This is a genomic window from Pseudonocardia bannensis, assembly GCF_012911875.1.
In the GTDB taxonomy this organism is placed as follows: domain Bacteria; phylum Actinomycetota; class Actinomycetes; order Mycobacteriales; family Pseudonocardiaceae; genus Pseudonocardia; species Pseudonocardia bannensis.
Map to the genome: position 1 here is coordinate 46,656 of NZ_JAAXKZ010000010.1, position 24,837 is coordinate 71,492.

The window sequence follows — 24,837 nt, forward strand, 5'->3', positions numbered from 1 at the left end:
ACAGACCCTAACGGGGGCGGGTCAGCGGATCCGGCAGTGGCACCGCGTCATGCGGTGTGGGCCTGTCCAGCGGGTCGTCCTCGGTCGGCTCGACCGGTTCGGCGGCCTCCCCCAGCGCGGCGAGAACAGCGGTGGCGACCTGGTTCGCGCTGCGCCGGACGGTGTCGACCTCGACCGTGGCGACCTCGCGGTACAGCGGGGCGCGGGCGTCGAGCAACGCCTTGAACGTGGCGCGTGGGTTGACCCCGGCCAGCAGCGGCCGTGCGGTGGACATGCCGGTGCGGCGCAGGCCGTCGGCCAGCCCGACCTTCAGCGACACCACCCGGTGCCCGCGCAGCGCCTCGCGGGTGGCCGCCGCCAGGACCGAGCCGCCGCCCAGCGCGAGCACACCGTCGGTCTCCACCAGGGCACGGGCGACGACCTCGCGCTCCAGCGCCCGGAACGCGTCCTCGCCGTCCTGGGTGAACATGTCGGCGATGGTCTTGCCGATCCGCTCCTCGATCAGCACGTCGATGTCGGTGAAGCTCACGCCGAGCCGGCGGGCCAGTACCCTCCCGACCGTGCTCTTGCCGGATCCCGGTGGTCCGACCAGGACCAGCGTGGGGCGGACGGGGCCGCTCATCGGCCGCTCATCGCGCCATGCTCCCGCCGGCCTCCCGGTAGGCCCGCACGTTGCGGGCCGTCTCCGGCAGCGAGTCCCCACCGAACTTCTCCAGCACCGCGTCGGCCAGGACCAGCGCGACCATCGCTTCGGCCACCACTCCCGCGGCGGGGACCGCGCACACGTCGGAGCGCTGGTGGATGGCCTGTGCAGGCTCACCGGTCGCCACGTCGACGGTCTGCAGCGCACGGGGCACCGTGGAGATGGGCTTCATCGCCACCCGGACCCGCACCGGCTCGCCGTTGGTCATGCCGCCCTCGATGCCACCGGCGCGGTTGGACAGCCGCTGGACGGGGTCGCCGGGCACCATCTCGTCGTGCGCCGCGCTACCGCGCCGGCGGGCCGTGCGGAAGCCGTCGCCGATCTCCACGCCCTTCATGGCCTGGATGCCCATCAGCGCCGCGGCCAGCCGGGCGTCGAGACGCCGGTCGGAGTGCACGTAGGAACCGACACCGACGGGCATCCCGTAGGCGATCACCTCGACGACCCCGCCGAGGGTGTCGCCGTCGCGTTGCGCGGCGTCGACCTCGGCCACCATCGCCTCGGTGGCGGCCTCGGAGAACGCCCGGACCGGGCTGGCGTCCACCCGCTCCAGGTCACCGGGGCCGGGCAGCTCGCCATCGGGCGCCTCGGCCTCACCGAGCGCGATGACGTGGGACACGATGTCGACGCCGAGGGCCTGCTTGAGGAACGCCTTGGCGACGGTGCCCAGCACGACCCGGGACGCGGTCTCCCGCGCGCTGGCCCGCTCGAGCACCGGGCGCGCGTCGTCGAAGCCGAACTTCGTCATGCCGGCCAGGTCGGCGTGTCCCGGCCGAGGCCGGGTGAGCGGGGCGTTGCGGGCCCGGTTGGCGATCAGCTCGGGGTCCACCGGGTCGGCCGCCATCACGGTCTCCCACTTGGGCCACTCGGTGTTGCCGATCCGGACCGCGACCGGCCCGCCCTGGGTCACCCCGTGCCGAACCCCGCCGATCACCTCGAGCTCGTCGGCCTCGAACTTCATCCGCGCACCCCGGCCGTAGCCCAGGCGGCGGCGGGCCAGCTCGGCGGCCAGCTCCTTGGTGGTGATCTCGACGCCGGCGACCATGCCCTCGAGGACGGCAACCAGCGCGGGACCGTGGGACTCCCCGGCGGTGATCCAACGCAACACGAAGGCAATCCTCTCACCCCGTCCCGGCGGTGGCGCCCGTACCCGCCACCACCAGCCACCCGGCGGCAAGCATCGAAGGGCCGTGCGGCAACTCGGCGTCCCGGGCCAGCACGCCGCGGGCGAGGCCCACCACGGCCACCGACCCGGTGATGACCGCCGCGAGCAGCGCCCCGAGCGGCACGGACGCCCAGGACACCGCGGCCAGCACCGCACCGAGCGGCGCGGCGAGCTTCACGTCGCCCGCCCCCAGCGCGCGCGGCACCACCAGGTGCACCAGGGCGTGGGCGGCCGACAGGACGGCGGCACCGGCTGCGGCCCGCAGCACCGTTGCGGGCCCGAGCGGCAGCAGCAACAGCAGCACGCCGGGCAGCGCCGGGAGCGTCAAGGCATCCGGCAACCGGTGGTGCAGCACGTCGACGGCCGCCGCCGCGACCGCCAGCCAGCCGAGCCCGAGCAGCACGGGCAGCCAGCCGAAGGGCAGCGCACCCGCTCTCCACGCCGCACCGGAGAGGGCCCACAGCGCCGCCACCGCCGCCTCGCACCAGCCGGGCGGGACCCGTGCGCCCCGGCGAAGGCGGGCGAGCAGCAGCCTGGCCGTGGCTCCGGCGGGCAGGCCGGCGACGGCGAACGCGGCGACAGCTACGGCGCTGGCAGCGGCGGTGGAGGCAGCGGCGACGGCACCGGCAGTCGCGGTGGTGGAGGCGGCGACCGAGACGGCGGCGGTGGAGGCGGCCCCGGCTGGGGTGGCGAACATGCTTCGATGCTGTTCCCGCGGCCCCGGCTGCACCAGATCAGGCCCCGCGGCTGTGGATCAGCGCACCGGCATGTGCACAACCCGCCGCCCCGAGGCCGGTCTTGAACGAAGAACGTCGGGACGGACCGCTACGTGGAACCCGCGCCGGCGAGCGGGAGCCCGCCGCGTCCCGGCGGCGGCCCGCTGTCTCACCGTCACTCCGCGGGCCGTCCGAAGAACCCCGGCGGCGGCACCGGCGAGGGCCCGGCCGTCCGGTCGGTGACGACCTGCGCCCCGGCGGCGAACCGGCACAGCTCGCGGCCCGACTCCACCCGCGCCCGGAACGGGTCCGCGGCCGCGGCGCGGGTCAGTTCGCGTACCGGCAGCGGGCGGCGCCCGGCGGCCAGCACGAGGTTGCCGAACCGGCGGCCCCGCAGCACCTCCGGCGAGGCCAGCAGCGCCAGCTCGGGGAACACCGCGGCCGCCGTGGCCACCTGGGCACGGGCGAAGTGCAGCGGGGGGCCGTCGGCGAGGTTCGCGGCGTGGATCCCGTCCACGTCCAGCACCCGGGCGACCCCGCGCACGAACTCCACCGAGGTGAGGTGGGAGGGGATCCGGGCCCCGGCGAACACGTCGACCACCACCACGTCGACGCTGCCGTCCGGCACCTGCTCCAGCTCGTAGCGCGCGTCCCCCACGCGCACGTCGAGGTCGAGCCCGTCGGCCGGGAGCCGGGCGGCGACGAGGTCGACGAGCGCCCCGTCGAGTTCGACGACCCGCTGCCACGATCCCGGCCTGGTCGCCGCGACGTAGCGCGGCAGGGTCCAGGCCCCACCGCCGAGGTGCAGTACGCGCAGCGGCCGCGTCGGCGGTGCAGCGGCGTCCAGCACGTGCCCGAGCCGCCGCACGTACTCGAACTCCAGGTGCGTCGGGTCGGACAGGTCGACGTGGGACTGGGCGGTGTCGTTGACCAGCAGCGTCCAGGCCAGCGGCCGGTCGGGGTCGGCGATCAGTTCCGCCGTCCCGTGGTCGACCTCGGCCCGGATGATCGCGGGTGAGAGCCGCCGCGGCGGGGGTTCGTCCTGCGCGGCCATGTCCCGTCGATCCGTGATCAGAAGGCGCCGTTGGCGACGGCCTGGCGAACGTTCTCCTGGTGCTCGGCGAGGGTCGTCCCGAAGCACGACGTGCCGTCGGTCCGGCACCGGACGAAGAAGAACCACGGCCCGGCCTCGGGCCCCAGCGCCGCAGCGATCGCGGACCGGCCGGCCGCCGCGATCGGGGTCGGCGGCAGCCCGGAGACCGCGTAGCTGTTGTACGGCCCCACCTGGGCGCGGGCCTCCGCCGTCGTGCGCAGGGCCTGCACGTCGAGCGGATAGTTGACCGTCGAGTCGAGCTCGAGCCGCTGGTCGATGTCGAGCCGGTTGTAGATCACGCGGGCCACCTTGGGCATGTCCGCGGTGATCCCCTCCTTCTCGACCAGCGAGGCGAGGACGAGCACCTGGTACGGCGCCAGCCCCACCGCATCGGCCCCGTCGACGATCCCGGTCGCCTCGAGCCTGGCCACGGACACCGCGAGCAGCCCGCGCAGCACGTCGGCCGCCGGCGTTCCGGGGGCGACGTCGTAGACGCCCGGGACGAACAGCCCCTCCAGGCGGCGCACCGGGTCGGCCCCGTTGATGTCCTCGACCGCCCATGCGGGCACACCCAGCTCGGCGGGATCGGTCGTGGCCATCGTGGTGCGCAGGTCGTCCACGCTCACGCAGCGCCGCTCCCCGTCGAGGGTCGCGCAGCTGGCCTGCGAGATCAGGCTGAGCACACCGGGGGTGACCGTGCCGTCAGGCGCCCGGGTGTCGTCGAGCTGCACCCCGCCGCGGATCTCGAGCTGGCCGACGCGGGCCGCCGGATCGAGCATCCGCTCGACGGCGGCTTCCCCGGACATCCGGGAGCGCACCTGGTAGTAACCGGGCTGGATCGAGCGGATGCGGTCGTTGCCCGCGGCGGCCTCGGTGAACGCCTCGACGCTGGCCACCACACCGCGCCGGACCAGCATGCCGCCGATCTGCGTGGTCGAGTCGCCGTCGAGCACCCGGACGACGACGTCGCCCTCGCCGGGCCCGTCGAAGTCGTCGGTGCCGAAGACCGAGTCCAGCAGATAGGCACCACCGCCGAGGACGACGCCGAGCAGCAGCACGATCGACAGCAGCACCACGATCGTCCGCCGGCGCCGGCGCCGGGCCTGGTCACGCTGTTTCGCGCGCCGGGCAGCCAGCTCCTCACGTCGGCTCGAGAAGGTGTCCACGCCGCGGTTCACGCGACCAGACCGGGCCGGCGCGTGCGGGCCTCATCGGGACGAACACCCGCACCCAAGGGGAAGAATGTCGGTTCTGTCCGGTACCCCGTCGCCCGTTCCACAACCTCGGAGGGTAACCAGGCCTCCCCCACACGGGACAGACGGGACCGGTGACCGGACGCAGTGGCCACGTCAGGTGTCCGTGCCCCGTCGCCCGGACCGTGCCGCATCCAGCCAGCCCTGAAGGATCCCCACGGCGGCGGCCTGGTCGACCACGGCCCGCTGTTTGCGGCCCTTGACCCCGCGCGCGGACAGCTGCCGGGCGGCCACCACCGTGGTCAGCCGTTCGTCGGTCAGCGCGACGGGCACGTCGACCACCTCGGCCAGCGCCGCCGCGAAGGCCTGCGCGGCCTCGGCGGCCGGGCCCTCCCGGCCGGCCAGGGTGCGGGGCAGCCCGACCACGATCTGCACGATGTCGTGCTCGGCGACCAGATCCGCGAGCGCCCGCAGGTCCGACCCACCCTCGACGTCCCGCGGCACCGTGACCAGCGGGGTCGCCAGGATCCCGTCGGGATCGCTCAGCGCGACGCCGACCCGGACGGCACCGACGTCGATACCGAGCCGGCGTCCCCGGGTCGCCGCTTCCGGGGTCACCCGCGGGCCGCCCCGGCCAGCTCGCGGCGCAGCGCCTCCACCGCGGCCGGTACACCGCTCGGGTCGGTGCCGCCACCCTGCGCGAGGTCGGGCTTGCCGCCACCACGGCCACCGACCGCCTTGGCGAACGCCGGGACGAGCTTCCCGGCGGCCAGCCCGCGGTCCCGGGCGGCGGACGTCGTCGCGACGACGAACGACACCTTGCCCGAATCACCACCGTCGGTGGAGAACAGCGCGACCACACCGGGGCGCGACCCGAGCCGGCCCCGCACGTCGGAGGCCAGCGCCCGCAGGTCGTTGCCGCTGACGCCCTCGGGCGCGGAGACCGCGACGAGCGCGATCCCGTTGACGTCCTCGGCGCCGTCGGCCAGTGAGCCCGCGGAGGCGAGCACCGCGTCGGCGCGCACCTTCTCCAGCTCACGCTCGGCCGCCCGCAGCCGTTCGACGACGCCGCCGATGCGCTCGGGCAGCTCCTCCGGGCGGGCCTTGAACTGGTCGGCCAGCTGCGAGACGAGCACGTGCTCCCTGGCCAGGAAGCGGAAGGCGTCGAGCCCGACCAGGCCCTCGACGCGACGCACGCCGGAGCCGATGGAGGCCTCGGAGAGCAACTTGACCAGCCCGAGCTGGCCCGAGCGGTGCACGTGCGTACCGCCGCACAGCTCGCGGGAGTACTCACCGATCTCGACGACGCGCACGGAGTCGCCGTACTTCTCCCCGAACAGGGCCAGCGCCCCGATCTTGCGCGCCTCGTCGGGCGTCGTGATGAACGAGCGCACGTCGTGGTCGGCGATCAGCACCGCGTTGACCTCGTCCTCGACGTCGGCCAGCACCGAGGCCGGCACCGCCCCGCCGGGCGAGGTGAAGTCGAACCGCAGCCGGCCCGGCGCGTTCATCGAGCCGGCCTGGGCGGCGGAGTCGCCCAGTGCGCGGCGCATGCCCGCGTGCACGAGGTGGGTGGCGGAGTGCGAGCGCGAGACCGCCACCCGCCGGTCGGTGTCCACCTCGGCGTGCACCAGCGTGTCGATGCGGGCCTCGCCGGTGGTGACGGTGCCGCGGTGCACGATCAGGCCGGTGACCGGCGACTGCACGTCGGACACGGTGATCGTGAAGTCGGGGCCGACGATGACCCCGGTGTCGGCCTGCTGGCCGCCGCCCTCGGCGTAGAACGGGGTGCGGTCGAGCACGACCTCGACGGCGGTGCCCTCACCCGCGGCCGGCACGCCGGTACCGTCGACGATCAGCCCGACGATCACCGACTCGGCGATCAGCTCGGAGTACCCGAGGAACTCGCTGCTGCCCGCGGTGTCGAGCACCGCTCGGTAGGCGCTGCCGTCGCCGTGGCCGGTCTTGCGCGCGGCCGCGTCGGCCTTGGCCCGGGCCCGCTGCTCGTCCATCAGGCGGCGGAAGCCCTGCTCGTCGACCGTGAGCCCGGCCTCGGCGGCCATCTCGAGCGTCAGATCGATCGGGAAGCCGTAGGTGTCGTGGAGCTGGAACGCCTTGTCCCCCGCCAGCACCGTGCTGCCGGCCTGCTTGGTGGCCGTGGCGGCGACGTCGAAGATCTTCGAGCCCGCGGTGAGCGTGACGAGGAAGGCCTCCTCCTCGTTGCGCACCACGGCGGCGATCCGGTCGAAGTCGGTGACGATCTCCGGGTAGGCCGGGGCCATCACGTCGCGAACCACCTCGGCGTACGCGGGCAGCACCGGCTCGTGCACCCCGAGCAGCCGGGAGGACCGCACGATCCGGCGCAGCAGCCGGCGCAGGACGTAGCCGCGACCGTCGTTCGACGGCGTCACGCCGTCGCCGATGATCATCACGCCGGAACGGGCGTGATCGGCGATCACGCGGAACCGGACGTCGTCCTCCGGCGAGATCCCGTACCGGCGACCGGACAGCTCCTCGGCACGGGCGATCACGGGGCGAACCAGGTCGGTCTCGTAGACGTTCTGGACGCCCTGCAGCAGGTACGCCACCCGCTCGACGCCCATGCCGGTGTCGATGTTCTTCGCCGGCAGCTCGCCGACGATCGGGAAGTTGTCCTTGCCGCCGCCCTCGCCGCGGACGTTCTGCATGAAGACGAGGTTCCAGATCTCCAGGTACCGGTCCTCGTCGACGACCGGGCCGCCCTCCCGGCCGTACTCCGGCCCCCGGTCGTAGTAGATCTCCGAACACGGCCCGCACGGCCCGGGGATGCCCATCGACCAGAAGTTGTCGGCCATCCCGCGGCGCTGGATGCGCTCGGCCGGGATGCCGGCGATCCGGCGCCACAGATCGGCGGCCTCGTCGTCGTCCTGATACACGGTGACCCAGATACGGTCCGGGTCGAAGCCGTACCCCCCGGCGTCCTGGCTGCCGGTGACCAGGTTCCAGGCGTGCTCGATCGCGCCCGCCTTGAAGTAGTCGCCGAAGGAGAAGTTCCCGGCCATCTGGAAGAAGGTGTTGTGCCGGGTGGTCCGGCCGACCTCGTCGATGTCGCCGGTGCGCACGCACTTCTGGATCGAGGTGGCCCGCGGGTACGGCGGCGGCGCCTCCCCGAGGAAGTACGGCTTGAACTGCACCATGCCCGCGTTGACGAACAGGAGGTTCGGGTCGTCGAGGATCAGCGAGGCGCTGGGCACACGGGTGTGTCCGGCGTTGACGAAGTAGTCGGTGAAGCGGCGGGCGATCTCATGGGTCTGCACGGTCGGAACGGCTCTTTCGAGTTGTGCGATCTGGGATGCTGCGACGGCAGGGCAGCGGATCGGCGGTGGTCTAGTGCCCTGCCCGGCGCGCTCGCGCTCCGTGGCGCGGCGCGGGCTCCTCGACCAGCGCGTCGGCGACGGTAGGGACCTGGGTACCCGTGCGCCGCTCCACCAACTCGCTCAGCTCCTGCTCGCGGGCGACCATGCCCGCACGCACCTCGGCTCCGAACGCGCCCAGCCCGGCGCCGAGCTCGCGCAGCCCGTCGGCGAGGTTGGCGGCCATCCCGGCGGGGGTGAGGTTCTGGGCGGCCTGGGTCGCCCGCCGGCTGGCGTACGCCCCGGCGGCGACCCCCACGCCCAGCCAGAACAGCCGCTTCACTTCGCCCCCCGGCGCTTGCTCCGGCGCTGGCGCAGCGAGTGCGCCCCGGCGTCCTTGCCGGCCTTGCGCGCCTTGATGGCCTTGTTCAGCCCGTAGGAGAACGCGGCGGCCCGCACCAGCGGCCCCCCGAGCGTCGCCGTGAACAGCGAGGTCAGCACCGACACGTTGCTGGTGACCGTGCGCGCGCTGGAGGTGATGCCGTCGACCCGCTCGAGCTGGGTGTTCACCTGGTGCAGCGTGGTCTGCGCGTCGCTCAGCAACGGTGCACTGCCCTCGTGGGCCTTGCGGATCGCGATGGTCGCCTCGTCCAGCGTGCGGCCGAGTTTGAACAACGGCACCGCGAGCAGGACCACTAGGACCACGAAGGCTCCCGCGGCGATCAGTGCAGCGATCTGACCAGCCGACACGTGCCCTCCTTGCGCCCGACCGACACTGGTGAAAGTGATCGTCGGTCAGGCTACTCCCCGACTTCCGCGCCGGTCAGCCGACCCGGGAGTCAGCGATCTCGTCCCCCTCCGGGTTCGCCGGGTCGGGGCCGGTGGACGCGCCGCCCTCGACGAGGATCTGACGTAGCCGGCCGAGCGCACGGTGCTGGGTCACCCGCACCGCGCCGGGCGTCGAGCGCACGGCCTGGGCGGTCTCCTCGGCGCTGAGCCCGACGGCCAGCCGCAGCACCAGCACCTCGCGCTGGCGCGGGGTGAGCCGGTGCAGCAGGTCGCCGAGCCGCTCGCTGAGCTCCACCGCGAGGATCCGGTGCTCCGGGCTGTCGTCGTTCAGCGCGGCATCGGGCACGTCGGCCACCGGTTCGGCACGGTTGCGGCCGATCGCCCGGAACGCGTCGGTCACCTTGTGCGCGGCGATGCCGTAGACGAAGGCGCGGAACGACAGACCCTTGACCGTGTAGGTGGGCAGCGCGCTGACCACGGCCAGGCAGATGTCCTGTGCGATGTCGTCGGCGGAACCCACCGCCGTCTCCTGGCGGCCCAGCCGGGCACGGCAGTAGCGGAGCACGAGCGGATGGATCTCGCCCAGCAGCCGGTCCCGGGCCCCCGGCCGGCCCTTCACGGCATCGCCGATGAGCTCCTCGAGCACGGAGACCTTCTCCGCCCCGGTCGCGGGCCCGGCGGCCGCCTCCGCGGCTCCTCCGGTCGCGCTTGCGGGGGAGGTGACTATCGTGATCGGCGTGGTGGCGGCGGCGCCGTCGGACATGATGTTGCCGGGTTCGCCGGCAGCGGCGGTCATCGGCTCTCGGCCGCGAGGCCGTGATCAGCGGTGGCGTGCATCGTCGGGTTCCCCTCCCCATCACCGGCCGGTGCGCGCCGGTGTCATGCGCGGACGCAGACCGCTCATCGCCCCTGGTCTCGAGACGACTCGCGGTTGTCGTGCGGTCGTGCGCAGGAGACGCCGGACCGGCCGCGCGATACACGCTGACCCCGACGATCCGCGCGCGTGACATCCCCCGTTGCGGTCCGTTCTGCGCTGTGCCCGGCGCCGAGCGGACCGTTCATATTTCAAGTAAGCATTTTGGGTGACATCCAAGTTGGAGTCAAGGGCAACTTGGCCTTTTCCCAGCTACTCTGCGCTCGATGACCCCGACCCCCGAGATCCGTTCGGACGATCCCCGAGCCCGCGCCGCGCAGACCAAACGCGACCGGACACGGCGGGCTCTCCTCGACGCGGCCGACGCGGCCTTCGCGTCACGGGGTTGGCTGCGAACCCGGGTCGAGGACATCGCCACCGCGGCCGGAGTCAGCGCCGCCACGGCGTACAACCACTTCCCGTCGAAGCATGTCCTCATAGGGCACGTCTATGCACCGCTGATCAGCCCACTCGTCGTGCAGGCCGAACGGGACCGAGCGGCGGACCGTCCCGTCGTCGCGGCGCTGGCGGACCAGGTCAGAGCCCTTGCGCGGACCAGCTGGCGCCACCATGGGCTCACTGCGGCGTTCTGCTCGGCCGTGCAGGACTACACGATCCGCGTCGAGGGTCCGCCCGACCCGGCCGACGACATGGACCCCCGCAACGTCGCGCCCGTGCCCGCGACCATCCTCGGGCTCATCGAGGACGGCCAGAGCACCGGTCAGCTGCACCCGTATCCGCCGGCCCTGGAGATCAGCGGGGCCGTCGTGAACCTGCTGCTGCTGCGGGCGATCAACCGTCCGCACGAGCCCCACGAGCACACCGCGGAGCTGCTACTCACCGTGTTGTTCGGCTCGCTCCGGCCGGAGATCCTGGCGGCGAGCGGCCTCGAAGGGCGACCGTTCCGCGACGGCAACTGAGCGCCGTTCACACCGAGCGTCAGCACTCGCCCACCATGTGGTGACTCCGAACGGGTGGGCGTGCTGCACCGAGGTGCGGTTCGGACCACCGGATCTTGTCAGCACCGTGGCGCGCGCCTATCTCTGACGATCATGAGGCGAGGAATCGTGGCCGCCGCGCTCGGCGCGGTGCTGATGGTGACGGCGGCCCAGGGGGCCGCCGCGGCGGCGGAACCGGTCGGCGCCGCCGGGCCCGGGCCGCTGGTGGCGAACCGCACGGAGACCAGTGACACCGTGACGGGACCCGACGGCGTCCGCCGCGTCACCCTGTACTCCGGGCCGGTCCAGGTGCAGCGCGGCGCCGAGTGGGTGCCGGTCGACCTCACCCTGCGCACCGACCCGGACGGCCTCGTCCGCCCGGCCGCCGGCATCCACGACCTGGTACTCGGGCCGACCGGGCCCTCCGTGCGCTTCGCCGGCGGCGGCTCCGCGGCGCTCGACTGGCCCACCCCGCTGCCGGCCCCGGAGCTCGAGGGCAACCGGGCCGTGTACACACAGGTCCGACCGGGCTACGACCTGGTTGTCGAGGCGACCCGGGCCGGCTTCGTCGCGTCGGTGCACCGGTCCGGGCCCACCACGGCCCCGGCGCCGGCGCTCGCCCTGCGCGGCCGCGCCGAGGCCGTCCCCGGCGCCGGCCCGGCGTCCGGTACCCCGCTGTCCGGCTCGCTGGCCGAGCGGGAGACGGCGGCCGAGCGGGTGGTCGCCGCCGCACCCCCGGCCGGAGCGACCCCGGCGCCGTTCGACACCACCGTGCAGACGAACGTGCTCAACACCGACACCTCCGGCGACCCCGACCTGCGGCTGGGCAGCTACGACGGGACCGCGGTCGCGCGCAGCTACCTGACCTGGGACCTCGCCCCGGTGACCGGCCGGCCGATCACCGGGGCCGTCCTGCGACTGCACCAGGACTGGTCCTCGTCGTGCCGCCCGGCGGCCTGGGAGGTGTGGTCCTCCCCCGTCGTCGGCCCGGCGACCCGGTGGGCCAACCAGCCCGCCGCCGATCGCGCGTGGGCCACGAGCACCGAGACCCGCGGCAACAACGCGTCCTGCGCAGCCGGGTGGACCGAGGTCGACGTCACCGAGCTCGTCCGGTCCTGGGCTGCGGCGAAGGCCGCGAACGGGACGATGCAGTTGCGGGCCGCCGACGAGACCGACCCGCTCGGCTGGAAGCGGTTCGGATCGGCCGAGGGTCCGAACGTGCCGCAGTTGCAGGTCACGCTCGGCTGACCCGGCGCCGCAGGCCCGCGCCGCGCGGCCGGCGGAGGTCGGCGAGCACCGCCTCCAGGGCGTCCACCGCGACGCCGATCTCCTCGGCCGTGACGACCAGCGGCGGCGAAAGCCGGATCGTGGACCCGTGCGTGTCCTTGACCAGCACGCCGGCCCGGGCCAGCCGCTCGCACACCTCCCGGCCGCTCGCGAGCCGCGGGTCGATGTCGATCCCGGCCCACAGCCCGGTCCCGCGCACCGCCAGCACCCCGCGGCCGAGCGTGCGGGCCAACCGGGCGTGCAGGACCGCACCCAGGGTTCGGGCCCGGGCGAGCAGCCCGCCGGGTCCGTCGTCTTCGAGCAGTTCGATCACGGCCCGGCCGACCGCACAGGCCAGCGGGTTGCCCCCGAACGTGCTGCCGTGCTGGCCGGGCCGCAGCACGCCGAGCACGTCGGCGTCGGCGACGACCGCGGACAACGGCGTGATCCCGCCGCCGAGCGCCTTGCCCAGCAGGTAGACGTCGGCGTCCGTACCCGCCGCGCGGGTGGCCAGCACGTGTCCGGTCCGGCCGAGCCCGGACTGCACCTCGTCGGCGACGAACAGCACGTTCGCCGTGGAGCAGATCTCCCGCACCGCGGGCAGGTAGCCCGCCGGCGGGACGACGACGCCCGCCTCGCCCTGGATCGGCTCGATGAGCACCGCGACGGTCTCGGGCGTGATCGCGGCCCGCAGCGCGTCGGGGTCGCCGTACGGGACCGCCGTGAACCCGGGCGTGAACGGGCCGAAGCCGCCGCGTGCCTCGGGGTCGGTGGAGAAGCTGACGATGCTGATCGTGCGGCCGTGGAACGCCCGCGCCGCGACGATGACGTGCGCCCGGTTCTCCGGCACGCCCTTGACCTCGTAGCCCCACTTCCGGGCGACCTTGAGCCCGGTCTCCACGGCCTCGGCGCCGGTGTTCATCGGCAGCACCATGTCCTTGCCGACGAGCTCGGCGACCTCGGCGCAGAACGGCCCGAGCTGGTCGTTGCCGAACGCCCGGCTGGTCAGCGTGACCCGGTCGAGCTGCCGGTGCGCGGCGGCGAGCAGCGCCGGGTGGCCGTGGCCGAAGTTCAGCGCCGAGTACCCGGCGAGGCAGTCGAGGTAGCGGCGCCCCTCGACGTCGGTCACCCACGCCCCGGCGCCCTCGGCGATGACGACCGGAAGCGGGTGGTAGTTGTGCGCGGAGTGCTCGGCCATCAGCCGCTCGTGGCAAGTGGTCGGGCTGTCGGCGATGAGGGTCATGCGCGCACCTCCAGCGTGCAGCACTCGGGTCCGCCGCCGCCTTTGAGCAGCTCGGACACGTCGACGGGAACGGGGACGACGCCACGGCCGGCGAGGGCCGCGGCCAACCGGGGGGCCTGGGCGGGGAGCACGGCGCGGGATGCGGCTGTGAACGCCTCGGGGAGGTAGGCGATCGTCGTGCTGTCGAGGACGGCGATCACCGTGTCGAGGTGGTGGTAGCGCGGGTCGACGAGTTCGAGGGTGACCACCGGCCTGCCGAGCACCCGGGCGGCCTCGACGTGCGCCCGCCGTTCGCCCTCGCCCTCGTCGACGAACACGGGCTCGGTGACGCGGGGGAACCCGGCGGGCGCCCTCCACGGGTTGATGGCGTACTCGACCGCGAAGCACGTCGGCGGGCACATCAGGTGGTGCCGGCGGGTGGCGGTGCGCTCCGCAGGCGCCGCGGTGGCGAAGGATCTCGGCAGGACGGCCGTCACGGGCTCGCTCCGGGGTGGGGGGTGCAGGGGCGCGACGTCGCGGCCCGGTCACCTTCCACGGTAGGAACACCCTGACGCAGCGACAATCGCGATCCATTGCGCGTCGACGACGATTCGTTGCGCGTCGGGTGGCCCCCGCGACGATTCGTTGCGAACGCGGACATGCCGCGACTCGCCCGCGGGAATGCGGCGACTCGCGGGGATCAGGCGGGGAGCAGGCCCGCGGTACGGCGCAGCAGGGGCGACAGCACCAGAACCGATTTCGTCCGGGCCACGAACGGTTCGGCCCCGATCTGCTCGAGCACCTGCTCGAAGTGGCGCATGTCCGTGGCCAGGATCCGCAGCATCGCGTCCGCCTCGCCGGAGATCGTGCTGGCGTCGACCACCTCGGCGAAGCGGCCCACCGCCGCCCGGATCACCTCCGGGGGCGTGCTCGAGCGGCAGTACAGCTCGACGTACCCCTCGACGGTCCAGCCCAGCGCGCCCGGATCGAGCCGGACCGTGAACCCGGTGATCGCACCGCCCGCACGCAGCCGGTCGACCCGCCGCTTCACCGCCGACGCCGTCAGGCCGACCTTCGCGCCCAGCACGGCGTAGCTGCGCCGGGCGTCGTCCACCAGCAACGCGATGATCTGCTCGTCCACCCGGTCCAGTCGCACCCGCCCATCACACCACCAACCGACAGACAGGTGATGTTTCCAGGCGGAGGATGAGCCGATGAGCCCGTACCGCGTGGACTCCGAGGTCGGCAGGCTCCGCCAGGTCATCCTGCACCGGCCCGGTCTCGAGCTGAAACGGCTGACCCCCGGCAACAAGGACCGGCTGCTGTTCGACGACGTGCTGTGGGTGCACCGGGCCCAGGAGGAGCACGACCGGTTCGCCGCGGTGCTGCGTGAGCGCGGCGTGACCGTGCACCAGTTCGGCGACCTGCTGCGGCGCACCGTCGAGATCCCGGAGGCGAGGAAGTACATCCTGGACCGGATCTTCGACGACCGGGTGTACGGCCCGCTGGCCATCGACGCGTTGCGCAACGCCTTCGACGCCATGCACGGCGACACCCTGACCGAGCACCTGATCGGCGGCATCACCAAGCGCGAGGTGCTCGACCGCATCCCGGAGCCGCGCTCGATCGCCTTCCACGTGCTCGACCCCGACGACTTCGTCCTGGAGCCGCTGCCCAACCACCTCTACACCCGCGACACCTCGGCGTGGATCCACGGCGGCGTCGCGATCAACAGCATGAAGAAGAAGGCGCGCATGCGGGAGACGGTCCACTACGAGGCCGTCTACAAGTGGCACCCGCTGTTCGCCGACGCCCCGTTCGAGGTCTGGTCCGAGGGCTCGGTCAACGGGCCGGCGACCACCGAGGGCGGCGACATGCTCGTGCTCGGCGGCGGTGCGGTGCTGATCGGGATGAGTGAGCGCACGACCCCGCAGGGTGTCGAGCGCCTCGCCCGGCGGCTGTTCGCCGGCGGTGAGGTCGACCGGATCGTCGCGTTGCGGATGCCCGAGACGCGCGCGCTGATGCACCTCGACACGGTGATGACCATGGTCGATCCGGAGACGTTCACGAAGTACGCGGGCCTCGGGATGCTGCCGTCCTACACGGTGCGGCCCGGTGACACCGACAAGGAGATGCGGATGACCGATCATCCGCCCGAGGACATGCACACCGCGATCGCGGCCGCGCTGCGGCTGCCGGAGATCCGGGTGCTCACCGCCGAGCAGGACGTGCACGCCGCCGAGCGCGAGCAGTGGGACGACGGGTGCAACGTGCTCGCCGTCGAACCGGGTGTGGTCGTGACCTACGAGCGCAACGTCACCACGAACACCTACCTGCGCCACAACGGGATCGAGGTGCTGGAGATCCCGGGCGGCGAGCTCGGCCGCGGCCGCGGCGGCCCGCGCTGCATGAGCTGCCCGGTGCAGCGCGACCCCGCCTGACACCGGTGAGGGCCGCGGTCTACCGCTCCCCCCGCACCGCGCGGCGCAGCTTGGGCAGCCGCTCGGCCAGCACCCGTTCGGCCCCGTGCGTGGTCGGCCGGTAGTAGTCGCGGCCGACGAGCGCGTCGGGTGGGTACTGCTGGGCGAGCACGCCGTCCGCCGCGTCGTGCGGGTAGCGGTAACCGACCGCGTTGCCGAGCTTCTGCGCGCCGGCGTAGTGCCCGTCGCGCAGGTGCGGCGGCACGGCACCGACGGCCCCGGCCCGCACATCGGCCATCGCCTCGTCGATCCCGACGATCACCGCGTTGGACTTCGGTGCGGTGGCCAGGTGCACGGTGGCCTGGGCCAGCGCGAGCCGGGCCTCCGGCATCCCGACGAGCTGGACGACCTGCGCGGCGGCCGTCGCGGCCTGCAGGGCGGTCGGGTCGGCCAGCCCGATGTCCTCGCTGGCGTGCACCATCAGCCGGCGGGCGATGAAACGCGGGTCCTCGCCCGCGACGATCATGCGGGCCAGGTAGTGCAACGCGGCGTCGGGATCGGAGCCGCGGATGGACTTGATGAACGCGCTGATCACGTCGTAGTGCTGGTCACCGGCGCGGTCGTAACGCACCGCGACCTCGGTGACCGCGCGTTCCACGGCGGCCACGTCGATGACCGCGGGACCGCCGTCGCCCGGGTCCTGATCGGCGCGCCGATCCGACCGCTGATCGGACAGCGCACCGTCGGCCGCCGCCTCGAGCGCGGTGAGCGCACGCCGGGCGTCCCCGGCCGCCAGCCGCACGAGCGTGTCCTCCCCGTCCGGGGTCAGCGTCACCGCACCGTCGAGACCGCGCTGGTCGGCGACGGCGCGGCGCAGCAACTCGCGCAGCTCGCCCTCGTCGAGCGACTGCAGTTGCAGGACCAGCGAACGCGACAGCAGCGGAGACACGACGGAGAACGACGGGTTCTCCGTGGTCGCGGCGACCAGCAGCACGAGCCGGTCCTCGACCGCGCCCAGCAACGCGTCCTGCTGGGTCCTGGAGAACCGGTGCACCTCGTCGATGAACAGCACCGTCGGCCGGCCGTGCCGGTCGAGGCGGCGGCGCGCGTCCTCGATCACCGCGCGCAGCTCCTTCACCCCGGCCGACAGCGCCGAGAGCGCGACGAAGTGGCGGGCGCCCCCGTCGGCGCCGGCCATCAGCCGGGCGAGCGTGGTCTTGCCCGTCCCGGGCGGGCCGTAGAGCAGCACCGAGGCCGGCGCGCCGCCCTCGACGAGCCGGCGCAGCGGGGCGCCGGGGCGCAACAGGTGTCGCTGGCCGACGACCTCGTCCAGCGATCGTGGCCGCATCCGCACCGCCAGCGGTGCCGTGGCCGAGGGGCGCTCCGGGGTGCTCCCCGCGACGCCGTCCCCGGCCACCGGCGTGTCGTCGAGTTCGAACAGGCCGTCGGTGCTCATCGGTGCCCAGCCTGCCATCGAGGGCCGACAGGACCCGCATCGACGTGGAGCGACGGATCCGCCGGGGTGGCTGCCGCGGCCGGCCGGGCGCGGTTCACGGGTAGGGCGTTCTGCGTGCGCCCGGTGTCGGGCCGGCCCGAGCCGGCACCATGATCACCGGAAACGGGGCAGGAGTTGCACCCGTGCAGGCCCTGTCCCGACACCGAAGATCATGGCTCGCGGGCGACCGCGCGAAAGTGGCCGGAGCGGGCTCGGTCACCGCGTACCCGGAACGGGCCCGCGGCCGGGGCGCGACGCCGGCCACGGGAACGCGAAAGGGCCGGGACGGCGGGCTACCCCGGCCGTCCCGGCCCTCGGCGACGACGGATCAGGCCGCGGCGCGGGCCTCGATCACGCGGCCCAGGCGCGGCAGGGCCTCGATGACGTTCTGCTGTGCGTTGGCGCGCAGCTTCGAGTACACCGACTTCACGGCCTCACGGCTGGTGCGCTCGGCGCGCCGGTCGGTCACGGCGAGCAGGGCCTCGGAGGCCTGCTCCGGCCGGGCCGCCAGGAACGCGCCGAAGTCCCCGGCCGGCTGGGCCTGGAACTCGGCCCAGAAGGGCTCGAGGGCGTCGACGAACTCGTCGAGCATCGAGTCGATCGCGGACCGGATGATCCCCGGCTTGATCTTCTTCACGGCTGCGTAGCCGGTCTTGATGACGGCGCCGGAGACGCCGCTCTTGTCGGCGACCTCCTGGTCGACCAGCTCGACCAGGTCGTCCACGACCCCGTCCCGACGGTCGGAGTCGAGCAGGCTTGCCTTCAACGTCACGGAGTGATCGTCCTTCCTCAGATCCTGGTGCACGTGTCCTCGTGTCCGCCCCCCACGAACGCGGGGCCGGTGCGAGGCCTCGCGCAGCACGAGCGGGGCGGACGTTAGTACAAGATCGGTGGCGGGCTGCCGGGAGGGCCGCGGTGAATGACACCGCTGTCATTCGGTAGGGGCGCGCCGGGGTCAGCGCTCCAGTTCGACGGCGAGCCGGCCGCTGCTGACCGCGGGATCCTCGTGGAACCGCAGCTCCGCGTAGGTCACGACGGCCACCCCGACCGAGGCCAGCGACAGCGGCAACGCCAGCACCCCGCTCAGCAGGAGTTCGTTGAGCGAGCCCGGCTCGCTGACCAGCGCGACGACCGCACCGACCATCGAGGAGTACCCGAACCCGACCACGAAGAAGATCACCATGCGCCCGAACGTGGGCAGGAACCGGCGGTTGACCAGGGTGAACGCCCGGTCGATGCCCCCGCGCTCGACGACGACGACCCCGACCAGCGCGGCGACGACCACGGTCGTGACGTAGATGCCGGGGACGACGAGCAGCAGGAGTCCGAGGAAGATCAGCACCCCGCCGACCAGGCCCCAGCCGAGCAGCGGCAACGCCCGCCCCGCCGCGAAGTGCAGCGCGGCCCCGGCCTGCACGGGACGGCCGACCGCTTCCCGGATCGCGACGAAGACCGACGCCCCCTGGGCGAAGAGGGAGAACACGATCGCGACAACCCCGCCGGCCGCCCCGGCGGTGACCGCCGTCTCCGGGGTGGGCGCCGCCCCGCCGAGCACGATCCACTGGGCGAGCCCCCCGAGCAGCATCCCCGGCAGGGCGGCCGCGAGCTGGATCACCGACAGCGATGGCCAGCTCCGGCGCACGACGCCGAACACCTTGCCGAACCACTGGTCGAGGTTCAGCGGCACCAGCGGGTCGGTCGACGCCGGGCGCTCGTAGCCGCCGGGCGGGGGGTACATGGACATGGCCCGGCACCTTAGAGCGTGCCGAGCCCCGGCGCGGCTGCGTGTGCTGCCCCGAACCGGTGCTGCGGCGATGCCGTGCGGCGGCTCGTGGCGGCGGCGTCGTAGGGTCGCAGCGTGCGGGAGATCCTCGAGTTGCTGGAGCGCGACGCCCACCTGTCCCACGACACCATCGCAACCATGACCGGGCTGCCGGTCGAGGAGGTCACGGCCCGGATCGCCGAGTACGAGGCGTCGGGCGTGATCCGCCGCTACAAGGCGGTCATCGACTGGGACTCGGTGGAAGGTCAGCACTCGGAGTCGGTGACGGCGTTCATCGACGTGTCGGTCGCGCCGGCACGCGGGGTCGGGTTCGACGACGTCGCCAACCGGATCTCGCGCTTCGGCGAGGTCCGCAGCGTCTATCTCGTCTCCGGCAGTCACGACCTGCGCTGCACGGTCGTCGGCCGCGACATCCGCGCGGTCAGCGACTTCGTCAGCCAGAAGCTGTCGACGATCGACCGGGTGCAGGCCACCGCGACCCACTTCGTGCTCAAGACCCACAAGCGCGACGGCGACGTCTTCACCGAGCCCGAACCCGACCACCGGCTGCCGGTGACGCCGTGAAGCCGCTCAACGAGGTCATCGCCGCCTGCCCGCCCTCGGGCATCCGCCGGTTCTTCGACATCGCCGCGGAGATGGACGACGTCATCTCCCTGGGCGTCGGCGAGCCCGACTTCGTCACGCCGTGGCGCATCCGCGAGGCCGGGATCTACGCCCTCGAGCACGGGTACACCACCTACACCTCGAACGCGGGCCTGCCGCGGCTGCGCGAGCTGATCTGCGCCGACCTGGCCGAGCGGTACGACGCCCGCTACTCCCCCGCGACCGAGTGCCTGATCACGACGGGTGTCTCCGAGGGCCTGGACCTCGCCCTGCGGGTACTGCTCAACCCCGGCGACGAGGTGATCATCCCGGAGCCCTGCTACGTCGCGTACGAGCCGTGCGTGGCCTTCGCGGGCGGGGTGCCGGTGCGGGTCCCGACCAGCTGGGAGGACGGCTTCGCGATCAGCGCCGAGGTCGTCGCCGCCGCGATCACGCCGCGGACCAAGGCCGTCCTGATCGGCTCGCCCGCCAACCCGACGGGCGCGGTGCAGCCCAGGGAGGCGCTGGAGGCACTGGTCCGGCTCGCGCAGGAGCACGATCTCTACCTGATCTCCGACGAGATCTACGACCGGCTCACCTACACCGGTGCGCACACCTGCCTCGGTGCGCTGCCCGGGGCGCGGGAGCGCACCGTGCTGCTCGGCGGGTTCTCCAAGGCTCAGGCCATGACGGGCTGGCGGGTCGGCTGGATCTGCGCGCCGGAGGCCGTCGCCGAGCTGTGCGTGCGGGTGCACCAGTACACGATGCTGTGCGCCCCGCACATCTCCCAGCTCGCCGCCGTCGAGGCGCTCTCGGCCGCGGAGGACGACGTCACCGAGATGGTGGCCGACTACGACCGCCGTCGCCGGGTGTTCGTCAAGGGCCTGCGCGAGATCGGGCTGGAGTGCCCGGAGCCCGGTGGCGCGTTCTACGCGTTCCCGAGCATCCGGTCTTCGGGCCTCGACTCCGAGACCTTCGCCGAGCGGCTGCTCAAGGAGCAGAGCGTGGCCGTGGTCCCGGGCAGCGTGTTCGGCCCGTCCGGCGAGGGCCACATCCGGTGTTCCTACGCGACGGCGCTGCCGCTGCTCGAGGAGGCCCTCGAGCGGATGGGCCGGTTCCTCCGCTCGCTGTAGCGGGCGCCCGACGGCCGGATCACCTGGATCTGCCGCACCTGCACCCGCGTCCTGCGGTGGCGGATCGAGGCCCTGCTACCGGTGGCGTCGCCGACGGTGGCCCTCGGGCTCCTACTACCCCGGCCCCGGGACGCGGCGGCCTGAGCCTCCGGCTGTGCCGGCCGACCGCGTCGCCGACCTCGCCGGTCCGCGCACCTAGGGTCCGGATCCGGCCAGGGTGAAGGACGTGCCCACCGCATTCGGCACGAACGCGGTGGGCAGCGTGGCGGCCAGCCGGTGCTGGGCCTTCCAGCCCGTGCAGTGCGCCGGCACCAGCACGTCCGGCGCCATCTCGGCGAACGCCGCCACGGTCGGTTCGATGACCGGCTCGAAGGCCGGCCCGGTGAGGTGGAAACCGCCGAGCAGGGCGTGCAGCCGGTCCACTCCGGTCAGCCGCATCGCATGCCGGGCGATGTTCACCGCGCCGGCGTGCCCGCATCCGGTGAGCACGACGAGCCCGCGCCCACGGACGTGGACCACCAGCGCCTGCTCGTCGAGGATCAGCGGATCGGGCTCCCAGCGCCCGTCGCGCCAGGCCTCGTGGTTCGGCAGCCCGCGCTCGAACTCCGTGGTGCGATCGACCTCCCCGGTGATGAGAACCGAATCGTCCAGCAGCAGCGAGGGCTGCCGCCGCTCGATCACCTGCAGACCCTCGGCCTCCAGCGCGGAACGGCTCAGCGTCGGCAGCTCCCACGGCGGCTGGTCGGACAGGACGAACCGCCGCCGGCTCCAGACCAGCGGGTGCACGGTGAGCGGCAGCCCGCTGCGGCCCCGCAACCGGGCGAGCCCGGGGAAGCCTCCGTCGTGGTCGACGTGGCCGTGGCTGAGCACCACGACCTCGATCACGCCCACGTCGAGGCCGAGCCGCTCGATGTTCACCGCCATCCCGTCCGGGGACACCCCGGTGTCGAACAGCACGGTGTGCGACGTCGTGCCGCGGCGGGTGGTCACCAGTGCGGAGAAGCCGTGCTCGGCCACCAGGCCGGGAAACGTGCGGCCCTCCTCGAACTGCGGGGCCGGGACCTGGGCCAGCCGGGAGAACGGCGCGCGGCGGGCGAGGCCGGTATCGCCCATCAGCGCGTCGTAGCTGTTGTCCATGAGCGTCGTGACGACGACCTCGTCGACCGGCTCCAGGGCGATGGGATCCACCGCCGGGGCCGTCGCCGGGCGCGGGATGGCCGCGGCGACCTCGGCGGGCGTGCCGCCGCCCTCACACATGAGCCCATGGTGGGCCTCACCGGCCGCGGAGGCCAGGCCCCGGGTGCGGCGGCGCTGTCCAACGGGAGGCGGCGGGCCCACGGGACAGCTCGCTCGCCAGCCCCTGCACGATCACCGGGGCCAGGTCGCGGCCGCGCCGGGCCAGCCAGGGCACGCCCTTGACGACCAGCCAGCCCGCGCGGTGCACCGCCGTCACCGTGCGCCCGCCCGAGCACCCCAGCCCGACCGGCTCCGGCACGGCGAAGCCGGCCCCGGTCAGCAGTGTCGCGAACCCGGCGGCGAGCATCCGGTGCCCGCGCTCCGAGGGGTGCAGCCGGTCGACGCTCCACGCCGCGCGCTCGTAGCCACCGGGCAGCAGGTGCAGGTCGAGCACCCCGATCCTGCGGGGATCGCTCGCCCCGATCGCATCGGTCACCGCGTTGAGCTCCTCGATCCGCCGGCGCAGCGCCCGCCGCAGGGGCGCGGGCAGCCAGAACACCCGCGTGTGGTCGTGGTAGCGCAGCATCAGCACGTGGGCCCCCGCCGCCCGCAGCGCCCCCACCGTCGTCGCGCAGTCGGCCCGCAGGGCGACGGGGTCGAAGTCCGAACGCAGCGTGTCGTTCATGCCGACGACCAGCACCGCGACGTCGGGGCGGCAGGTGAGGGCGACGGGTAGCTGTTCACGGCGCACGCAGGCCATGCGGGCCCCGGTGCGGGACAGGTTGGTCAGCACGACCTCCCCCGGCCCGCCGAGGGCGTCGCGCAGCAGGGCCGGGAAGCCACGCCAGCCGCGGCCGGGCAGCGGGTCGCCGAGGCCCACTGCGGTGGAGTCCCCCAGGGCGACCAGGGCGCGGACCCGGCGCGCGGCGGAGGAGAACGACGGTGACGTGGGCGGGACGGTCTGCACGGTCACGGTGGTCACCCTCACCGATCCGGGCTCACCGCCGGTGTGCGACGGATGACGTGCCGCGGGACGCCCGGGGAACGTCCGGCGCCGCCCGTTCGCCCGCCCGCTCCCCCGAGGCGGTGCGCGGCGGGTGCCGGCTGTCAGCCGGCCGCGTTGCGGAACGCCGGGTACAGCGGCAGCACCGCGGGCGCGTCGGTGTATCGCTCACGCAGCGCCCCGGTGACGGTCACCGCGAGCTGGGCCGTCGCGTCGAGACCCTCGGCCGCCGCGGCCTCGCCGAGCCGTCGCCAGTAGTCGGCGAGCGCGGTGCTGATCCGGGGGGACCGGCCGGCGTCGGGCCCGATCATGGTGTCCCGGACCAGGATCCGTGGCAGCAGCCACCACGTGCACAGCCACACCCACAGCAGTTGCGCGTTGAGCAGCCGGCGTTCGAGCCGGGTCGGGTCGTCGAGATCGGGCCAGACCGAGGCGATCTCGTCGCGCCACGCCTCGAGCATCGCCTCGGACATGCCCTCGGGCAGCGCGAAGCTCGCCTCGCAGGCGGGGAACGGGACCCGGAAGTACGCCGCGTCGAGCGCCACGTCCCGGAAACAACCCCACTCGAAGTCGACGAACCGCACCCCGCGGCTGGTCACCAGGTTGTTGTCCGGGCAGGTGTCCGAGGGGCTGAACGCCCGGTAGCGGGTGCCCCCGAGCAGCCGCGCCGTGTCGTGCGCCTGCTGGATCGCCGCCGGGTGCGCCCGCACCCCGAGCGCGGACTCCAGCAGGTCGGGCAGCCCGGCCAGCGCGGCGCGTGCGTCGTCGGCCACCGGGTCCCGCCAGGCGCGCTCACCGAGCCTGCGCAGCAGCGCCCCGAAGTCGTTCTCCCGGCCAGCGGTGGCGGCCTGCATCCGGCCCAGCGCACGGGCCCAGCTCAACAGGTCGCGCTGCGCGGCCGCCGGGTCCGGACCGAACAGCTTGTCGGCCAGCGTGGAGCTACGTCCGAGATCCTCCAGCACCAGCAGCCGGGCATCGGAATCGTGCGCGATGATCACCGGGCTGGTCCGGACCTCCGCGGGCAGCGCGGTGAACAGTTGACAGCTGGCCACCTCGTAGTGGAACGGGTCCGGCCGGTCGGGCTCGGGCTCGGACAGGTAGTGCTTGACGACCAGCGTGCGCGGCATGGAGAACGGGTTGCGGGCCACCCGGGCCCGGGCCACCACCGACCGGGCGCTGCCCCCGAGATCCTCCGGATCCGCCAGAACCACGGTGGCGCCGAACCGCCGAGTGAGCAGACGCTCGGCTGCAGCCAGCGCCGCGAGCACCGGCCTGGGGAAATCGGCCAGGTCACGAACCATCGCAGGAGACCTTACCCGGCCGACACCCTCCGGCCCGGGAACCTCCGGTGCCGGGAGCGTCGGTTGAGCACCGGTACGACGGCGGCGGCGACCACGATGCCCACCAGGTTCACCAGGAGTTGCAGCGCCGACTCGGCGGCCCGGGCGTGCTGGCGCTCGACCAGCGCCACCGCCACGAACGCCGCCGCGGGGACGGTCGTCACCGAGATGAACACGCCGACGAGCGACGCGGACTTCGCCGAGGTCAGCGCGAGCATTCCGGCGGCGCCGGCGAGCAGCGCGACGATCAGCGAGAAGGGACCGACCGAGACCGCCGCCGGCGGTCCGAACTCCGGGCCGAGCACCATCGCCCCGACCACGGTCACCGGCGAGTCGGTGCCCGCGCCGATCGCCGCCAGCAGACATGCGATCGTGAGGAAGATCTGGAAGCTGACCGACAGCCGGGACTCCTCGCCGGTGCGGGCCACCAGTTCGTCCCGGATGACGGCGTCGCCGGGAGGGCGCACTGCGACTCCCGGTGACACGATCAGGTGGGTAGCCCCGGGTTCGGCGAGCAGCAGGTCGCGGACGGCGTCGGTGCGCCCCGGCGGGCATATCGCCCGCCGGGGCAGCAG

General features: G+C 73.6%; 24 protein-coding genes and 1 pseudogene. 5 read left to right on the forward strand and 20 right to left on the reverse strand.

The genetic code is table 11. From position 1 onward, the window contains the following. Window positions 1-7: 7 nt before the first annotated feature. The 10 genes and pseudogenes from HF519_RS04850 to shbA all read right to left on the reverse strand — a co-directional run. Window positions 8-622, reverse strand: a complete 615-nt coding sequence (locus tag HF519_RS04850) for a shikimate kinase (protein WP_169410474.1) — start codon at window positions 620-622, stop codon at window positions 8-10. Window positions 623-629: 7 nt separating this feature from the next. After that, on the reverse strand, window positions 630-1,811 hold the full coding sequence (aroC, locus tag HF519_RS04855) for a chorismate synthase (RefSeq protein ID WP_169410476.1): 1,182 nt from the start codon (window positions 1,809-1,811) through the stop codon (window positions 630-632). A gap of 13 nt (window positions 1,812-1,824) precedes the next feature. Beyond that, window positions 1,825-2,565 carry a prepilin peptidase gene (locus HF519_RS04860; protein WP_169410478.1) on the reverse strand — a complete coding sequence of 247 codons (741 nt, stop codon included), beginning with the start codon at window positions 2,563-2,565 and terminating at the stop codon, window positions 1,825-1,827. A 194-nt stretch (window positions 2,566-2,759) separates the two neighbouring features. After that, window positions 2,760-3,638, reverse strand: a complete 879-nt coding sequence (locus HF519_RS04865) for a spermidine synthase (protein WP_169410480.1) — start codon at window positions 3,636-3,638, stop codon at window positions 2,760-2,762. A gap of 17 nt (window positions 3,639-3,655) precedes the next feature. After that, a complete protein-coding gene (locus tag HF519_RS04870; RefSeq protein ID WP_312859903.1) occupies window positions 3,656-4,855 on the reverse strand; it encodes an endolytic transglycosylase MltG in 1,200 nt (399 codons plus the stop codon). Window positions 4,856-5,026: 171 nt separating this feature from the next. Further along, window positions 5,027-5,488, reverse strand: coding sequence for a Holliday junction resolvase RuvX (ruvX, locus tag HF519_RS04875; protein WP_169410482.1), 462 nt, complete (start codon window positions 5,486-5,488; stop codon window positions 5,027-5,029). Further along, window positions 5,485-8,166 (reverse strand): alanine--tRNA ligase, encoded by a 2,682-nt coding sequence (alaS, locus tag HF519_RS04880; protein WP_169410484.1) that lies wholly within the window; start codon window positions 8,164-8,166, stop codon window positions 5,485-5,487. Before alaS ends, ruvX begins: the two co-directional genes overlap by 4 nt. A gap of 70 nt (window positions 8,167-8,236) precedes the next feature. Beyond that, complete coding sequence (locus HF519_RS04885; protein WP_169410486.1) at window positions 8,237-8,545, reverse strand: hypothetical protein; 309 nt, start codon at window positions 8,543-8,545, stop codon at window positions 8,237-8,239. After that, on the reverse strand, window positions 8,542-8,952 hold the full coding sequence (locus HF519_RS04890) for a DUF948 domain-containing protein (RefSeq protein WP_169410488.1): 411 nt from the start codon (window positions 8,950-8,952) through the stop codon (window positions 8,542-8,544). The genes HF519_RS04885 and HF519_RS04890 overlap by 4 nt, the downstream gene beginning before the upstream one ends. A 151-nt stretch (window positions 8,953-9,103) precedes the next feature. After that, window positions 9,104-9,724, reverse strand: a pseudogene (gene shbA, locus HF519_RS04895) (RNA polymerase sigma factor ShbA); the annotation flags it as partial. 407 nt (window positions 9,725-10,131) lie between these two features. Between shbA and HF519_RS04900 the strand changes: the two are divergent. Together HF519_RS04900 and HF519_RS04905 are read left to right on the forward strand one after the other, a co-directional pair. Continuing rightward, complete coding sequence (locus tag HF519_RS04900; RefSeq protein ID WP_169410490.1) at window positions 10,132-10,824, forward strand: TetR/AcrR family transcriptional regulator; 693 nt, start codon at window positions 10,132-10,134, stop codon at window positions 10,822-10,824. 132 nt (window positions 10,825-10,956) lie between these two features. Next, entirely contained in the window at window positions 10,957-12,090 is a 1,134-nt protein-coding gene (locus HF519_RS04905) for a DNRLRE domain-containing protein (RefSeq protein ID WP_169410492.1), read from the forward strand. Here HF519_RS04905 and rocD read toward each other — a convergent pair. The 3 genes from rocD to HF519_RS04920 form a co-directional block, all read right to left on the reverse strand. Beyond that, a complete protein-coding gene (gene rocD, locus HF519_RS04910) occupies window positions 12,077-13,351 on the reverse strand; it encodes an ornithine--oxo-acid transaminase (protein WP_169410494.1) in 1,275 nt (424 codons plus the stop codon). The genes HF519_RS04905 and rocD overlap by 14 nt on opposite strands. Next, complete coding sequence (locus HF519_RS04915; RefSeq protein WP_438826380.1) at window positions 13,348-13,827, reverse strand: hypothetical protein; 480 nt, start codon at window positions 13,825-13,827, stop codon at window positions 13,348-13,350. Before HF519_RS04915 ends, rocD begins: the two co-directional genes overlap by 4 nt. A 203-nt stretch (window positions 13,828-14,030) precedes the next feature. Beyond that, on the reverse strand, window positions 14,031-14,486 hold the full coding sequence (locus tag HF519_RS04920) for an Lrp/AsnC family transcriptional regulator (RefSeq protein WP_169410496.1): 456 nt from the start codon (window positions 14,484-14,486) through the stop codon (window positions 14,031-14,033). Between the two features lie 58 nt (window positions 14,487-14,544). Here HF519_RS04920 and HF519_RS04925 point away from each other — a divergent pair, with 58 nt between their 5' ends. Beyond that, window positions 14,545-15,771 (forward strand): arginine deiminase, encoded by a 1,227-nt coding sequence (locus HF519_RS04925; protein WP_169410497.1) that lies wholly within the window; start codon window positions 14,545-14,547, stop codon window positions 15,769-15,771. Between the two features lie 19 nt (window positions 15,772-15,790). On the opposite strand, the gene HF519_RS04930 is transcribed toward HF519_RS04925, so the two are convergent. From HF519_RS04930 to HF519_RS04940, 3 genes are all read right to left on the reverse strand, one after another. Beyond that, on the reverse strand, window positions 15,791-17,206 hold the full coding sequence (locus tag HF519_RS04930; RefSeq protein ID WP_169410499.1) for a replication-associated recombination protein A: 1,416 nt from the start codon (window positions 17,204-17,206) through the stop codon (window positions 15,791-15,793). A gap of 367 nt (window positions 17,207-17,573) precedes the next feature. Beyond that, window positions 17,574-18,017 (reverse strand): DUF6918 family protein, encoded by a 444-nt coding sequence (locus HF519_RS04935; RefSeq protein ID WP_312859904.1) that lies wholly within the window; start codon window positions 18,015-18,017, stop codon window positions 17,574-17,576. A 183-nt stretch (window positions 18,018-18,200) separates the two neighbouring features. After that, a complete protein-coding gene (locus tag HF519_RS04940; protein ID WP_169410500.1) occupies window positions 18,201-18,989 on the reverse strand; it encodes a hypothetical protein in 789 nt (262 codons plus the stop codon). Between the two features lie 114 nt (window positions 18,990-19,103). Between HF519_RS04940 and HF519_RS04945 the strand changes: the two genes are divergently transcribed. Both HF519_RS04945 and HF519_RS04950 read left to right on the forward strand, forming a co-directional pair. After that, a complete protein-coding gene (locus HF519_RS04945) occupies window positions 19,104-19,592 on the forward strand; it encodes an Lrp/AsnC family transcriptional regulator (protein WP_169410502.1) in 489 nt (162 codons plus the stop codon). Next, a complete protein-coding gene (locus HF519_RS04950) occupies window positions 19,589-20,743 on the forward strand; it encodes an aminotransferase class I/II-fold pyridoxal phosphate-dependent enzyme (RefSeq protein ID WP_169410504.1) in 1,155 nt (384 codons plus the stop codon). The genes HF519_RS04945 and HF519_RS04950 overlap by 4 nt, the downstream gene beginning before the upstream one ends. 195 nt (window positions 20,744-20,938) lie before the next feature. Here HF519_RS04950 and HF519_RS04955 read toward each other — a convergent pair whose 3' ends face one another. The 4 genes from HF519_RS04955 to HF519_RS04970 form a co-directional block, all read right to left on the reverse strand. Beyond that, window positions 20,939-22,000 carry an MBL fold metallo-hydrolase gene (locus HF519_RS04955; RefSeq protein ID WP_169410506.1) on the reverse strand — a complete coding sequence of 354 codons (1,062 nt, stop codon included), beginning with the start codon at window positions 21,998-22,000 and terminating at the stop codon, window positions 20,939-20,941. A 16-nt stretch (window positions 22,001-22,016) separates the two neighbouring features. Further along, the gene (locus HF519_RS04960; protein WP_312859905.1) at window positions 22,017-22,901 is read right to left on the reverse strand and encodes an SGNH/GDSL hydrolase family protein; all 885 of its coding nucleotides are present in this window, start codon (window positions 22,899-22,901) and stop codon (window positions 22,017-22,019) included. Window positions 22,902-23,026: 125 nt separating this feature from the next. Beyond that, window positions 23,027-24,223: a hypothetical protein gene (locus HF519_RS04965; RefSeq protein ID WP_169410510.1), complete on the reverse strand. Its 1,197-nt coding sequence runs from the start codon at window positions 24,221-24,223 to the stop codon at window positions 23,027-23,029. An 11-nt stretch (window positions 24,224-24,234) separates the two neighbouring features. Then, the gene (locus tag HF519_RS04970) at window positions 24,235-24,837 is read right to left on the reverse strand and encodes a DUF389 domain-containing protein (RefSeq protein WP_169410549.1); all 603 of its coding nucleotides are present in this window, start codon (window positions 24,835-24,837) and stop codon (window positions 24,235-24,237) included.